Origin of the sequence: Kutzneria viridogrisea DSM 43870, from assembly GCF_000525635.1 — a bacterium.
In the GTDB taxonomy this organism is placed as follows: Bacteria; Actinomycetota; Actinomycetes; order Mycobacteriales; family Pseudonocardiaceae; genus Kutzneria; species Kutzneria viridogrisea.
Genome location: NZ_CP007155.1, coordinates 3441853 through 3455185, shown reverse-complemented (window position 1 = coordinate 3455185; position 13333 = coordinate 3441853). Strand labels below are relative to the sequence as shown.

General features: G+C 72.5%; 13 protein-coding genes. 5 read left to right on the top strand and 8 right to left on the bottom strand.

What is annotated here, in order from left to right; all coding sequences use genetic code 11:
* Window positions 1-8: 8 nt before the first annotated feature.
* The gene (locus KALB_RS15530) at window positions 9-1514 is read right to left on the bottom strand and encodes a serine/threonine-protein kinase (protein WP_268872255.1); all 1506 of its coding nucleotides are present in this window, start codon (window positions 1512-1514) and stop codon (window positions 9-11) included.
* Between the two features lie 137 nt (window positions 1515-1651).
* Between KALB_RS15530 and KALB_RS15525 the strand changes: the two genes are divergently transcribed.
* The 3 genes from KALB_RS15525 to KALB_RS15515 all read left to right on the top strand — a co-directional run bounded on the left by KALB_RS15525 (window position 1652) and on the right by KALB_RS15515 (window position 4826).
* Window positions 1652-2332: a response regulator transcription factor gene (locus tag KALB_RS15525; RefSeq protein ID WP_063751900.1), complete on the top strand. Its 681-nt coding sequence runs from the start codon at window positions 1652-1654 to the stop codon at window positions 2330-2332.
* Between the two features lie 65 nt (window positions 2333-2397).
* Window positions 2398-3342, top strand: coding sequence for a HAMP domain-containing sensor histidine kinase (locus KALB_RS15520; protein WP_042222134.1), 945 nt, complete (start codon window positions 2398-2400; stop codon window positions 3340-3342).
* Window positions 3343-3416: 74 nt separating this feature from the next.
* Window positions 3417-4826 (top strand): DUF4153 domain-containing protein, encoded by a 1410-nt coding sequence (locus KALB_RS15515; RefSeq protein ID WP_148309479.1) that lies wholly within the window; start codon window positions 3417-3419, stop codon window positions 4824-4826.
* A 1-nt stretch (window position 4827) separates the two neighbouring features.
* On the opposite strand, the gene KALB_RS49185 is transcribed toward KALB_RS15515, so the two are convergent.
* Window positions 4828-5679 carry a hypothetical protein gene (locus KALB_RS49185; RefSeq protein WP_236650262.1) on the bottom strand — a complete coding sequence of 284 codons (852 nt, stop codon included), beginning with the start codon at window positions 5677-5679 and terminating at the stop codon, window positions 4828-4830.
* An 87-nt stretch (window positions 5680-5766) separates the two neighbouring features.
* On the opposite strand from KALB_RS49185, the gene KALB_RS15505 reads away from it, so the two are divergent.
* Window positions 5767-6516: a hypothetical protein gene (locus KALB_RS15505; protein WP_025356626.1), complete on the top strand. Its 750-nt coding sequence runs from the start codon at window positions 5767-5769 to the stop codon at window positions 6514-6516.
* Window positions 6513-8159 (top strand): serine/threonine-protein kinase, encoded by a 1647-nt coding sequence (locus KALB_RS15500; RefSeq protein WP_025356625.1) that lies wholly within the window; start codon window positions 6513-6515, stop codon window positions 8157-8159. The genes KALB_RS15505 and KALB_RS15500 overlap by 4 nt, the downstream gene beginning before the upstream one ends.
* On the opposite strand, the gene KALB_RS15495 is transcribed toward KALB_RS15500, so the two are convergent.
* The 6 genes from KALB_RS15495 to KALB_RS15470 are packed head-to-tail and all read right to left on the bottom strand — an operon-like array spanning window position 8156 to window position 13327.
* Window positions 8156-8875, bottom strand: a complete 720-nt coding sequence (locus KALB_RS15495) for a hypothetical protein (RefSeq protein ID WP_025356624.1) — start codon at window positions 8873-8875, stop codon at window positions 8156-8158. The genes KALB_RS15500 and KALB_RS15495 overlap by 4 nt on opposite strands.
* A 13-nt stretch (window positions 8876-8888) precedes the next feature.
* Complete coding sequence (locus KALB_RS15490) at window positions 8889-10031, bottom strand: lipid-transfer protein (protein WP_025356623.1); 1143 nt, start codon at window positions 10029-10031, stop codon at window positions 8889-8891.
* A complete protein-coding gene (locus tag KALB_RS15485) occupies window positions 10028-10399 on the bottom strand; it encodes a MaoC family dehydratase (protein WP_025356622.1) in 372 nt (123 codons plus the stop codon). The genes KALB_RS15490 and KALB_RS15485 overlap by 4 nt, the downstream gene beginning before the upstream one ends.
* Window positions 10396-11256, bottom strand: coding sequence for a Zn-ribbon domain-containing OB-fold protein (locus KALB_RS15480; RefSeq protein ID WP_025356621.1), 861 nt, complete (start codon window positions 11254-11256; stop codon window positions 10396-10398). Before KALB_RS15480 ends, KALB_RS15485 begins: the two co-directional genes overlap by 4 nt.
* Window positions 11253-12398 carry an acyl-CoA dehydrogenase family protein gene (locus KALB_RS15475; RefSeq protein ID WP_025356620.1) on the bottom strand — a complete coding sequence of 382 codons (1146 nt, stop codon included), beginning with the start codon at window positions 12396-12398 and terminating at the stop codon, window positions 11253-11255. The genes KALB_RS15480 and KALB_RS15475 overlap by 4 nt, the downstream gene beginning before the upstream one ends.
* Window positions 12383-13327, bottom strand: coding sequence for an acyl-CoA dehydrogenase family protein (locus KALB_RS15470; RefSeq protein WP_025356619.1), 945 nt, complete (start codon window positions 13325-13327; stop codon window positions 12383-12385). The genes KALB_RS15475 and KALB_RS15470 overlap by 16 nt, the downstream gene beginning before the upstream one ends.
* Between the last annotated feature and the right edge of the window lie 6 nt (window positions 13328-13333).

Genomic DNA, 13333 nt, shown 5'->3' with positions numbered 1-13333 from the left:
CGGGGCCCTCACGGCAGCAGGTAACCGAGCACGCCTTCCTTGACGTTCTTGGGGCCCTCGCAGTCGGCACTGAGCGAGTCGAAGTGGTTGCCGCCCTGGTTGCACCGGTACAGCGGCACGCTGTGGGTGTCGGCGGGCGGCTGGGCGAAGGCGTAACCGAGCAGGCCGACCACCTGCTGGCCCTCGCACTTGCCGGTCTGGTCCACGGAGGTGAACCGCTCACCGGCGCCGACCTTGCAGGAGTAGACGGCCCTGGTGCCGGGCTCGGCGGTGGCGAGCAGCGCACCGAGCGGGCCTTCCGCGCTGAACCCGGCGGGGGTCGGCACGCGGCTCGTCCCGCTGAAGTGCCAGCCGCTGGCTTGGCTGCGGTACCGGGTCAGCACCGCCCGGGTGTGGGTCGGGGTCGTGCTGGGCGGGGCGACCACGGCCGAGGACCTCACCGTGCTGGTGGTCGTGGTAACGGCTGACGAGCTGGTTGGCGTTACCGGGCTGGCACTCGACGCCGAGGTGGTGGACACGACCTCACCCGCGGAGGCGATGCCCTGCTGGGGACTGGGCTGGAACAGGAACACCGCGGCCACGGCCACGCCGACGACCAGCGCGGCGGCACCACCGACGAGCAGCAGACGGCGGGGCGGGCGAGCGGGCGCGGGCTCGTCCTCGAACTGCCAGGGCGCACTGGGCCGGGTCGTGCCACCGGGCAACGCGAGCACCTGAACGGTCTGCTCACCGGCAGCGGACAGCAGCTGCCGCACCTGCGTGGCGGTGAGCCGCTGCTCGGGCGACTGGGTGAGCAGCCCCATGACCACGCTGGCCATCGGCCCGGAGCAGCGCTCCAGCCGGGGCTCCTCGTACATGATGGCGTGCATGGTGGCGGCGGTGGTGTCGCGCTGGAACGGCGCGCGCCCCTCCACGGCGTGGAACAGGGTGGCGCCCAGGGCCCACAGGTCGGCGGCGGGCGAGGGACCGGCCCCTCGGAACAGCTCGGGCGCCATGTAGCCGGGCGAGCCCATGATCGCGCCGCTGGCGGTCTGGTTCGGGTCGTCCAGCGCGCGGGCGATGCCGAAGTCGGCCAGCTTGACCCGGCCGTCCCCCAGCACCATCACGTTGCTGGGCTTGACATCGCGGTGCACGATCCCCGCGTTGTGCGCGGTCTGCAACGCGGCGAGCAGGCGCAGGCCGATGGCGGCCACCCGGTCCGCCGACAGCGCGCCCTCGGCGGCCATCACCTCGGCCAGGGTCGGCGCCCGCACCAGCTCCATCACCACGTAGGTGACGCCCTGGTCGACCAGCACGTCGTACACGGTGACCACGCCGGGGTCGTTCAGCCTGCCCGCGGTCCGCGCCTCGCGCAGCACCCGCTCGCTGCCACCGGAGGGCACGGCCAGCTCCTTGAGCGCGACCTCCCGGTCGATGACCTGGTCGTGCGCCCGCCACACCACGCCCATGCCGCCGCGGCCCAGCTCACCGAGCACCCGGTACCTGCCGGCAACCAGCCGTGTTGACCCGTGCACCGAGCGTCCCCCCATCCGGCGTACCCCAATCGCCGGGGCATCGTAGCGGGCTGTGACCGGCCTACCTGCGGGGATCTCCACAAGACCTTCACAGGTTCCGCCCGGCTCCTCCACGACCGCTGCCTAGAGTCGGCGTCATGCACGAGGGACAACGGCGGGTGTTGGTGGTCGAGGACGAGCTGACCATCGCCGAATCAGTGGCCGCCCGGCTGCGCGCCGAGGGCTTCGCCGTGGACCTGGCGCACGACGGCCCCGCGGCCGTGGCCGCCGCCGCGCGGCTGAGCCCGGACCTGGTCGTGCTCGACGTGATGCTGCCCGGGTTCGACGGGCTGGAGGTGTGCCGCCGCATCCAGGCCGAGCGCCCGGTGCCGGTGCTCATGCTGACCGCCCGCGACGACGAGATGGACCTGCTGGTCGGCCTGGCCGTCGGCGCCGACGACTACCTGACCAAGCCCTTCTCCATCCGCGAGCTGGCGGCCAGGGTGCACGCGCTGCTGCGCAGGGTGAGCCGGGCGGCGCCGCCCCCGCAGCGCATCGTGCTGGGCGAGCTGGAGATCGACCCGGTGGAGCGGCGGGTGACCCGCGCGGGCACCGAGGCGCACCTGACGCCGACCGAGTTCGAGCTGCTGGTGCACCTGGCGGGCAGGCCGCGCGCGGTGCAGGCCCGCGAGCGGCTGCTCACCGAGGTGTGGGGCTGGGCCGAGTCCTCCGGCACGCGCACGGTGGACAGCCACATCAAGGCGTTGCGGCGCAAGCTCGGCGCGGACCTGATCCGCACCGTGCACGGGGTCGGCTACGCCCTGGAGGTGCCCAGGTGACGCGGTTCGCCGACTGGCTGTCCGAGTGGCTGCCGCGCCCGCTGGACCCGGTGCGCTCGATCAAGATGAAGCTGGGCCTGACGGTGGTCGGCTCCGGCCTGGCGGCGCTGGCGTTCTTCTGGTGGCAGATCGGCTGGCTGCCGCCGACCACCTCGGTGATCGCCATCGCCATCGCGCTGGCCACCTCGCAGGTGCTGGCGCACGGCATGACCCGGCCGCTGCGCGCGATGACCACGGCCGCCCGCGCGCTGGCGCAGGGCGACTACCGGCGCCGGGTCCGGGCGACCGCACGGGACGAGGTGGGCGTGTTGGCCAAGGCGTTCAACCAGATGGCCGCCGACCTCGGCGACGCCGACCAGCAGCGGCGGGAGCTGATCGCCAACGTCTCGCACGAGCTGCGCACGCCGATCAGCGCGTTGCGGGCCGTGCTGGAGAACGTGGTCGACGGGGTGACCCCGGCCGACCCGGCGACCATGCGCACCGCGCTCGCCCAGACCGAACGGCTGGGCAGGCTGGTCACCGAACTGCTCGACCTGTCCCGGATGGAGGCGGGCGTGCTGCCGCTGCGGCGCGAGGAGTTCGCGCTGCGCCCGCTGCTGGACGAGGTGGTGGCCGAGGCGCGGGTGGCCGCACCCGCCTGCCGGTTCACCGTGCGGGTGGATCCGCCGCAGGCCACCGTGCACGCCGACCGGGGCAGGCTGCACCAGGTCGTGGTGAACCTGCTGGACAACGCCGCCCGGCACGGCCCGGCGGGCGGTGAGGTGCGGGTCCGCGCCGAGCAGGCCGAGGGCGGGCTGTCCATCGAGGTGCTCGACGAGGGGCCGGGCATCGCCCCGGCCGACCGGGCCCTGGTGTTCGAGCGGTTCACCCGCGGCGAGCGGGCCCAGGGCGGCGGCACCGGCCTGGGGCTGGCGATCGCGCGCTGGGCGGTGGACCTGCACGGGGGCACGATCGCCGTGGTGGAGCCCGAGAACTCCGGCTGCCGCATCCGGGTCACGCTCCCGAACTGACATTCACGTTCCTGCCACCGTCCCCGCCATTGGCGCGGATGGCGATGACGCACACCCTGGAGAGAGAAGTGACGATGGTGCACGTCCCCCGCTGGCAGCTCGTCCGGGCCAGACCCGAGGTGCTCGCCGCCGCGGCGCTCGCCGGAGTCGTGGCGGCGACCGCCCTGCGGCTGGACCGGCCCGGCATCGGCTGGCTGATCGCGATGACCGGCGTGGTGATCGCCGTGGCAGCGGTGGCCGTGCGGCAGGACCGGCCGCTGGACTGGCCCTGGGCGCTGGCCGCGGTGGCGCTGATGGGTGTCGGCACGGTCCGTGCGGCGGAGTGGCTGTTCGTGTTGTGCGCGCTGGCCTCCTGCGGATCGCTCTCGCTTGCGGTCACCCGGGTCCGCACCCTGCACGGGATCCTGCTCGGCGGCATGGCGATCCCGTTCGCCTCGCTGTCCGGCCTTGGCTGGGTCGGGCGGGGACTGGCCGCGCTCGGCAGGCGGTCGGGACATCGGGTGAACCCACGGCTGGTGGCCTCGGTGGCGGTGAGCCTCGGACTGCTGGTGGTGTTCGGCGCGCTGTTCGCCGGGGCCGACGCCGCGTTCGCCGAGTTGCTGCTCAGCGCCGTGCCGAAGGTCGACGGGGGCAACACCTTCCTGTGGCTGTTCCTGTTCCTGGCGGTCGGCCTGTCCACGGTCGGCGCCTGCTACCTGCTGGCCGTGCCGCTGCCTGCGGTCAACCAGTCCTCACCGGCGCGTAGTTCCCTGCGCCGCCTGGAGTGGGCGCTGCCGGTCGGCGCGCTGGTCCTGCTGTTCGCCGCCTTCGTCGCGGTGCAGATCGTCACCTTGTTCGGCGGCAGCCAGTACGTGCTGCGCACCGCGAACCTGTCCTATGCCGACTACGCGCGAGGCGGCTTCTGGCAGCTGGCCGCGATCACCGTGCTGACCCTGGTGGTGATCGCGGTCGTGGCCCGGCTGGCGCCTCGTGAGACCGAGAGGGACCGCCTGTGGCTGCGAATCCTGCCCGGTGCGCTCGCCGTGCTGACCCTCGTGGTCGTCGCCTCGGCGCTGACCCGCATGTGGGCCTACCAGGAGGCGTACGGCTTCACCGTGATGCGGCTGCTCGTGCAGACCTGCGAGCTGTGGCTGGGCGCGGTCTACCTGCTCGTGCTGGCGGCCGGGGTCCGGCTGCGTGGCCAGTGGCTCGCGCAGGCGGTTGTCGGCACGGCGGTCGCCGCCCTGCTCGGACTTGCCGCGATCAACCCGGAACGGCTCATCGCCGAGCAGAACATCGCGCGCTCAGTGCACAACCACGTGCTGGACTCGTACTACCTCGGCGGCCTGTCCACCGACGCCGCGCCCGCACTGGCCACTGTGGACGCCCCCTGGGCGCGGTGCCGCCTGCACGGCATGGCGCGCGACGTGCTGGAGGAGGACTGGCGCAGCTGGAACCTCAGCCGCTCGGCGGCCCGCGAGCAGGTGCTGGACGCGCGGTGCTGACTCAGAGGTAGCGGATCAGCAGCCCGCCCGCCAGCACGAAGAACACCAGGATCACCAGCGTGCTGCTGGACTCCCCGGAGGAGCTGGTGATCACCTGGTCCACCACCCCGGTCAGCCGCACCCCGCAGTCGGCGGTGATCGTGTGCCGTCCCGCCTGGATGCGGCTGAACTCCACGGGCGCGGTGAACCGGCCCGCGTCGTCGGCCACGGCGTTGCCGACCTGCTCGCCCTCGGCGGTCAGGATCACCGCATGCCCTGGCGTGCAACCGGTTCCGCTGGCCGACAGCGGCTGGCCGGGCTGCACGCTGCCGTGGTCGAGCACGAGCCCGCCGCCGGTCGGCTCGGGCACGTCGGTGATGGACGGTGGGGTCGAAGTGGACGGTGTCGTGCTGCTCGTCGTCGGCGGGGTCGTGATCGTTACGGGTGTTGTCGTGGTCGTCGCGGGCGGTTTCGTGGTGAGGACCGCGGTGGTGGTCGGCGGCGGGGTCGTCGTGGTCGTCGTCGGCGGCGGGGTGGTGCTGGTCGGCGTGCTGCCGGTGACGACGAAGCGCGAGCCGCTGGTTTCCTTGCCGCACACCGCACCCACCTCGTAGACCCCCGGCTTGGCATCCGCGGGCACGGTGGCGCCGACCGAACCGGCGGTACCCGGGCTGCCGTTCACCAGCGGTGCGCCCGCCCAGGTGAAGCTGATGACCCGGCACTGGGTGAACCCGCTCCAGCTGATGGTGAAAGCACTTCCCGCCGGGCCACTGGAAGGTTTCAGCCCCATCGTCGGCGCGGCCCAGGCCAGCGGTGCGGCACCGAGCCCGATGCCCACGCAGAGCAGTGCGACCGTCACCGTCCGGCGAACCATGCCCATCACCACATCCGTCGATCGAAGGAGACCGCGACTGGTTGTAGCATTCCCGACCAGTCGCGCCTGCCCAACCGGGGGTTTCCCATGGGACGTCTCATCGCCGCAGTGGTTGCCCTCGTCACGGTCCTCGGCCTGGCGGGTGCCGCACCCGCGCTCGCGGACGGCTCCGAGGAGCCGCCGCGACTGGGCGTCACGATCAACGGCCAGGACATCGCGGGCCGCACCGTGGCGATCAACCCCACGCAGTCCGCCGAGCTGATGATCACCGTGTCCAACGGCTCGGACGTGCCGCGCAAGGTGCGCAGCGTACGGCTGTCGGGAACGGCGCTGGCGCTGACCTTCTTCGCCTACGACACCCTGGTCCCCTTCGACGTGCCCGCGCACGGCCGGGTCACCAGGACCTTCAGCCTGGACATGGCCGACCTGGACGGGCAGGCGATCGGCCTGCTGCCCGGCACGGTGGAGGTGTTCGACGCCCAGCGCACCCTGCTGGCCAGCACCAGCACCACCACCGACGTGCAGGGCTCGATCCGTTCGGTGTACGGGGTTTTCGGCATCGCCGTGCTGGTGCTGACCATCGTCGCCTGGCTGACCGCACTGCTCGCGCTGGCCAGGCACCGGCTGCCCGCCAACCGCTGGCGGCGCGCGCTGCGCTTCCTGCCCGCCGGGGTCGGCACCGGGCTGGTCGCCGTGATCACCTTGTCGGTGCTGCGAATCGTGCCGCCCGCACCCCTGATCGAGCTGCCGGTGATCGGCGGTACCACCGCCGTGGGCCTGCTGCTCGGCTACCTGACCCCGCACCCCGTCGCCGATCCCGAGAGGCTGCCCGCATGACGGCTCCGGCCAACCTGATCGCAGCGCTGCCCCAGTACGCGCTGGGCGGCAAGATCGGCTCCGGCGGCATGGGCGTGGTCTACGCCGGGGTGCACCGCTCGCTGGGCCGCCAGGTCGCGGTCAAGCAGCTGCCCGGCGAGCTGGTGGACAAGCCGGGCATGGACGAGCGCTTCGACCGCGAGGCCAAGGTGCTGGCCAGCCTGGACCACCCGCACATCGTGCCGGTCTACGACTACGTGCGCACCGGGCACGACCGCCTGCTGGTGATGGAGAAGCTCGACGGGGCAACGGTGTTCGAGCGCTACCACGGCGGGGGCTTCACCCCGGAGCAGTCCTGCGCCATCGCGCTGGCCACCCTCGCCGGGCTGCACGCCGCGCACACCGCGGGGGTGCTGCACCTGGACGTGAAGCCGAAGAACCTGTTGTTCACCAGGCAGGGCGTGCTCAAGGTGGCCGACTTCGGCATCGCGCAGGTGATCAGCGAGGGCGCCACCCTGGTCACCCACGGCGGCGAGGTGCTCGGCACCCCGGCCTACATCTCCCCGGAGCAGGCCTCGGGCAACCCGCTGACCCCGGCCGCCGACGTGTACTCCACGGGCACGGTGCTGTACGAACTGCTGTCCGGCACGCTGCCCTTCGACAGCTCGCGCGGGGCGCTGAGCATGATGCGCCAGCACATCTTCGGCGAGCCGCAGCAGATCACCGGTGTGCCGGAACCGATCGCGCGCGTGGTGATGCGCAGCATCGCCCGCGAGACCCAGGACCGCTACCGCGACGCCGAGGCGTTCGCCGCCGACCTCGCGAGCGCGGCCACCACGGCGTTCGGGCCTGGCTGGCTGGAGCGCTCCGGTGTGCCCGTGCACCTGTCCGCCCGCGTGCTCGGCGGCCAGCGCAGCCCGGCACCGCCCAAGACCCTCGCCGGACCTCCGGTGCGGCTGGCCCGGCGCCGCCGCGCGCTGGTCCCGGCGTTGATCTCCGCCGCCGCACTGCTCGTGCTGGCCGTTGTCGCTTTCGCAGCGCCGAAGTCCTTGCCGCACAACGAGAGCAGCACGCTTTTGGTCAACGGCGCACCGGTGGGCCAGGGCGTCACCATCGACCTGAGCAGCCCGGTGGTGATCGACGGGGCGTTCACCCCGGGTGCGCCGGTGGAGGTGCGGCTGGCCCTGTCGGCCGCCGGGATCACCTTGAGCACGGCCGAGCCCCGCACCGTCACGCTGAGCCCGGACGGGCTGTTCGAGGCGAGCATCGAGCTCTCCCCCGCCGCCCGGTGGATCATCGGCGGCACGGTCACCGGGCAGATCTCCGTTGCCCGCCTTGGCGAACCGACCGTCACCCGCGCGTTCACCGCCACCGCCAAGCAGACCCCGATCGCCAGCGCGATGGGCGGCGGGGCCGTGCTGTTCGGCCTGTTCGCCCTGGCCTACGTGGAGTCCCTGCTGCGCGGGGTGCGCCGGGGCCGCCGCAGTGCGTCCACTGTGGTCGGTGCCGTGCCGCTGGGCGCGGTGTTCGGCGCGGCCGTGTGGCTGGTAGTCACCGTGCTGACCCAGCGCGAGCCCGCCGAGCTGTTCGGGCTCGGCTGCGCGGCGGCCGGGGTCCTCGCCGCCGTGTCCCTGGTGATCGCCACCCAGCGGGCGTCCAGTTAGGACAGCGGGAGCAGGAACTCCACCGTGCTGACCTGGACCGGGCTGAAGCCCAGGCTGGTCAGCGCCCGCGCGAGCTGCTCGTCCTCGGTGGCCGCGAAGGTCTCCGCGAACTGCACCTCGGAGTGCTCGGCCTTCAGCTTGGTCAGCACGGCGGAGACCAGCGCCGCCAGTTCCTCGGTCGTGCCCTCGCCATCGCGGTTGTGCACCAGGCTGGCGGTGTCGCCCTCGACCTCGACCCCGTACTCGGCGTACAGCTCGCCCTCGGCGTCGTTGAGCCCCAGGAAGAAGCTGAACTCCCCGCTGTCCTCGGGGATCGGCAGCTCCACCACGGCGCCGGAACCCTGCGGGGTCCACTCCGCGAGCAGGTCGGCCTGCCAGGTGCGGCCCAACTCCTCGCCCTGGGTGGCGCCCAGCTCGGCGAGCGCCTGCGCCGTGCCCTCGTCCTGCTCGGCGATCCAGCGCAGCACCGTGCCGCCCGCCTCCCGCGCCAGCCCCGCGGCCTCGCGCATCAGCGGCACCAGGTTGTCGGTCGTCACGTCCGGCACCGCGATGATCTTCAGCGCCGGGTCCTCGGCGCCCAGGTCGATCAGGATCACCGAGCCGGTGATCTGCTCCCCCTCGGTCTCCAGCACGGTCGCGACCGCGCCGTTGGGCCAGAGGTCCAGTTCGATGAGTTCTTCGGTGGACTCGCGGTGGATCTCGATGCTGGTGCTCACTGTCGCGATTGTGTCACACCCCGAGCACCAGACCGCTCGTCGGCACGCCGGTGCCCGCCGTCACCAGCACGTGCCGAACCCCGTTCACCTGATTGACCGAGTCACCGCGCACCTGTCGCACCGCCTCGGCGATGCCGTTCATGCCGTGGATGTAGGCCTCGCCGAGCTGCCCGCCGTGCGGGTTGACCGGCAGCCGCCCGTCCAGCCCGATGCCCTGCTCGGCGAGGAAGTGCCGCGCCTCACCCCGGCCGCAGAAGCCCAGTTCCTCCAACTGGATCAGCACGTACGGCGTGAAGTGGTCGTACAGCACGGCCACGTCCACATCGGACGGTTCGAGCCCGGACTGGCGCCACAGCTGCCTGCCGACCAGGTTCATCTCCGGCAGCGCGGCCAGGTCCTCGCGGTAGTAGCTGGCCATCACGTACTGGTCCGGACCGCTGCCCTGCGCGGCGGCGCGGACCAGCACGGGTGGCCGCGGCAGGTCGCGCGCACGGGAAGTGCTTGTCACCACAAGGGCCACGGCCCCGTCGCTCTCCTGGCAGCAGTCGAGCAGGTGCAGCGGCTCGGTGATCCAGCGCGAGTTCTGGTGCTCGGCCAGGGTGATCGGCCGCCCGTGGAACCAGGCGCGCGGGTTGCTCGCGGCGTGGGCGCGCATCGTGACCGCCACCCGGCCGAAGTCCTCGCTGGTGGCCCCGTACTCATGCATGTACCTGCGCGCGACCATCGCCACCGTGCCCGCGGGCGTGCCCAGCCCCATCGGGTAGGACCAGCTGTTCTCCACGGTCAGCGCGGCGGCGGTGGACACCCGGCCGAAGCGGTGCCCGGACCGCTCGTTGAAGGCCCGGTAGCAGAGCACCACCTCGGCGGCCCCGGTGGCCACGGCCATCGCCGCGTGCTGCACGGTCGCACAGGCCGCGCCGCCGCCGTAGTTGACCCGGCCGAAGAAGCGCAGCTCAGGCACGCCCAGTTCGCGGGCCAACGCGATCTCCGAGTTCGTGTCCATGGTGAAGGACACCATGCCGTCCACATCGGACGGTTTCAGTCCGGCGTCGGCCAGCGCGGACAACGCCGCCTCGGCCGCGAGCCGGAGTTCGCTGCGACCCGAGTCCTTGGAGAACTCGGTCGCGCCGATCCCGGCGATCGCCGCGCCCTTCACGGCAGCACCACCCGGACCGTGCCCGTGACGTGGTCGCCCATGCTGTTGCGGCCCACGACCTCCACTGTCGTCACACCGTCCGAAGTGGACACGGCGCGCCCGCTGAACACCAGCGTGTCGTAGGCGTAGCAGGGCACCCCGAGCCGAATGGACACGCCGCGCACCAGCGCGCCCGGCCCCGCCCAGTCGGTGACGAACCGCTGCACGAGTCCGGTCGTGGTCAGGATGTTCAGGAAGATGTCCTTGGAGCCGCGGGCGATCGCCCGGTCACGGTCGTGGTGCACGTCCTGGAAGTCCCTGGTGGCCAAGGCAGTGCTCACGATGAACGTCGGCGTCACCTCGACGCGCAGCTCGGGCAGCACGGTCATCGCGCCTCCCACACCGGCAGCACGAACTCGCCGACGGGCCGGAACCCGACCCGCACCGGCAACCCGACCCGCACCTCGTCCGGCGGCACACCAACGAGTTCGCCCAGCATGCGCACCCCTTCCGACAGTTCGACCAGCGCCACCACGTACGGCAGCTCGCGCCCCGGTACCGGCGGGTGGTGGTGCACGACGTAGCTGAACACCTCGCCGAGGCCGGTCGCCACGACGTAGCCCGGGTCCAGCGCGTTGCAGCGCGGGCACATCGGGCCGGGCGGGTGCCGCACTACACCGCAGGCCGAGCACCGCTGGACGCGCAGCTCACCGAGTTTCGTGCCCTGCCAGAAGAACTCCGTGTCCCGGCTCACGGTGGGCTGGAGGGCCGAAGCCGTGCTCTTGTTGCCCGGCTTGAACTTCAGGATGCGGAACAGCATCTCGGCGACCGGCTCGTCACCGACGAACCAGGTGCTGCGCGTGGTCACGAACCAGCCCTCACCCAGCGCCGTGCGCTTCGGGCCGACCACCGCGTCCAGGACGCTGCTGACCGACACGTGCTCGCCGGGACGCAGGTACCGGTGGTAGGTCTGCTCGCAGTTGGTGGCGACCACGGAGGTGTACCCGGCCTCGTCCAGGACCGCGCTCATCGCGGCGAGCGGGTCGTGCTCCTCGGCGGCGGGGTGCAGTCCGCGCATCGTCCACACCTGCACCATCGCGGGCGGGGCCAGCTCGGGGTAGGCGGAGTTGCCGTCCCCCAGCGCCTCCGTCCAGTTGTTGATCATGGCCGGGTTGACGGCGTCCCGCGCTGGCCGGCGCGGACTCGGCCCCAGCGCGGCGATGCGCTCCGCCTCGTCGGTGATCATCGGGGCACCCTGGGCAGGCCCAGACCGGCACTGGCGATCAGCTCGCGCTGGACCTCGTCCACCCCGCCGCCGAAGGTCAGCACCAGGTTGCGCTTGGCCTGCACGTCCAGCCAGTGCGCCAGCTCCGCGGTGTCCGGCTCACCGGGGTCGCCGTGCCTGCCGACCAGCTCCTCCAGCGCGGCGGTGATCACCTGCACCCGGTTGGCCGCGAACACCTTGGTGGCCGAGGCGTCGGCGATCCGCACGGTGTCGGTGGCGGCGACCTGCCAGTTCAGCAACTCGTTGACGTGCAGGCACGCGGCGGTCCTGGCCAGGGTGCGGCGCACGTCCGGCTCGGACAGCAGCTCGCGCTTGGCGGCCCAGTCGCGGACCCGGTCGTACAGCGCGGCGATGCGCCCGGCGGGCCCGAGCATGACCCGCTCGTGGTTGAGCTGCGTGGTGATCAGCCGCCAGCCCGCGTTCTCCTCGCCGACCAGGCGGCTCACCGGCACCCGCACGTCGCGGTAGTAGCTGGCGTTGACGTGGTGCGCCCCGTCGCAGGTGATGATCGGGGTCCACGCGTAACCGGGATCGGTCGTGTCCACGATCAGGATCGAGATGCCCTTGTGCTTGGCGGCGGCCGGATCGGTGCGGCAGGCCAGCCACACGAAGTCGGCGTCGTGCGCCCCCGTCGTGAAGACCTTCTGCCCGTTGACCACGTACTCCTCGCCCTGGCGCACCGCGCTGGTGCGCAGCGAGGCGAGGTCGGTGCCCGCCTCGGGCTCGGTGTAGCCGATCGCGAAGTGGATCTCACCGGCCAGGATCCCCGGCAGGAAGCGGGCCTTCTGCTCCTCGGTGCCGAACCGCTGCAACGTCGGGCCGACGGTCTGCAGGGTGACGTAGGGCAGCGGCACGTCGGCGCGGGCCGCCTCGTTGACGAAGAGCTGCTGCTCGACCTGGCCCAGCCCGCGACCGCCGTACTCCACCGGCCAGCCCACGCCGAGCCAGCCGTCCCGGCCCATCCTGGCCACGACCTCGCGGTACACCTCGCCGTGCCGTTGGGTCAGCAGGGCGGCCCGCTCCGCCGGGGAGAGCAGCCCGGCGAAGTAGGCCCGCAGCTCCTCGCGCAGGGCTCGCTGGGCACTGGTCAACTCGATGTGCACGACAGCACCTCCGCAAGGTGGTCGATCCGCTGGGCCGCGCCGCCGACGAACCGGGTGAGGTCCTTGGCCAGGGCGTAGTAGCGGTGCAGCGGGTAGGTGACGTCCAGCCCGAGGCCGCCGTGCAGGTGGTGACAGGTGCGCACGGCGGGCAGCAACTCCTCGGCGAGCCAGTGCGCGGCGACGGCGACCTGCACGCTGGCGTCCAGCCCCTCGTGCAGCCGCCAGCAGGCCGACCACGTGGCCAGGTGCAGGGTTCGCCAGGCGATGTACACATCGGCGATCTGCTGGGCCACGGCTTGAAAGGCGGCGAGCGGTCTGCCGAACTGGTGGCGGGTCGCCACGTGTCGCTTGGTGAGGTCCAGCGCACCGGCCAGCGCCCCGCTCGCCACCGCGCAGGCTCCCGCGAGTGCGAGCTCACCGAGTGCTGGTGCGCCCTGGTACACCGTATCCGGGCGGACTCGCTCCAGGTGCAGGCTGAACTCCGGCGCACCGGTCGAGGTGTGGCTCGGGCGCAGGGTCACACCGGGTGCGGCCGGGTCGACCAGGGCAACGGTGGTGTCGCCCGCTGGAACGAGGATGCGGTGTGCGGTGGCCGCGTAGGGCACGCCGACCGCGTGGCCGGTGAGCACACCACCGGTGAGGGTGACCGAGGTTTCGTGCGGGACGGCGGTCAGCACGACTCGGTCCGGGACCGGGATCCCGCTGTGCGCCAACGGGAGCACGCCCAGGGCGATCGTGGCCAGCGCGGGAACCCGCACAGCGGCGCGCCCGACTTCGGACAGCACCGCCATGCCGCTGAGCACGTCCAGTTCGGACGAGCACAGCCCGGCGGACAGAAGTCCGGGCCACACCTGGTCTTCGGGCCGCCGGAGCACGGTGGCCGCGAGCTCGGCGACGGCCTGCCGCTCGCGGTCGAGTGTGAAGTCCACGCCGAC

Bases quoted from the DNA above. Each gene is read 5' to 3' on its own strand.
- KALB_RS15525 (WP_063751900.1), top strand. From the start codon at position 1,652: ATGCACGAGGGACAACGGCGGGTGTTGGTGGTCGAGGACGAGCTGACC.
- KALB_RS15520 (WP_042222134.1), top strand. From the start codon at position 2,398: ATGAAGCTGGGCCTGACGGTGGTCGGCTCCGGCCTGGCGGCGCTGGCG.
- KALB_RS15515 (WP_148309479.1), top strand. From the start codon at position 3,417: ATGGTGCACGTCCCCCGCTGGCAGCTCGTCCGGGCCAGACCCGAGGTG.
- KALB_RS49185 (WP_236650262.1), bottom strand. From the start codon at position 5,679: ATGGTTCGCCGGACGGTGACGGTCGCACTGCTCTGCGTGGGCATCGGG.
- KALB_RS15505 (WP_025356626.1), top strand. From the start codon at position 5,767: ATGGGACGTCTCATCGCCGCAGTGGTTGCCCTCGTCACGGTCCTCGGC.
- KALB_RS15500 (WP_025356625.1), top strand. From the start codon at position 6,513: ATGACGGCTCCGGCCAACCTGATCGCAGCGCTGCCCCAGTACGCGCTG.
- KALB_RS15485 (WP_025356622.1), bottom strand. From the start codon at position 10,399: ATGACCGTGCTGCCCGAGCTGCGCGTCGAGGTGACGCCGACGTTCATC.
- KALB_RS15480 (WP_025356621.1), bottom strand. From the start codon at position 11,256: ATGATCACCGACGAGGCGGAGCGCATCGCCGCGCTGGGGCCGAGTCCG.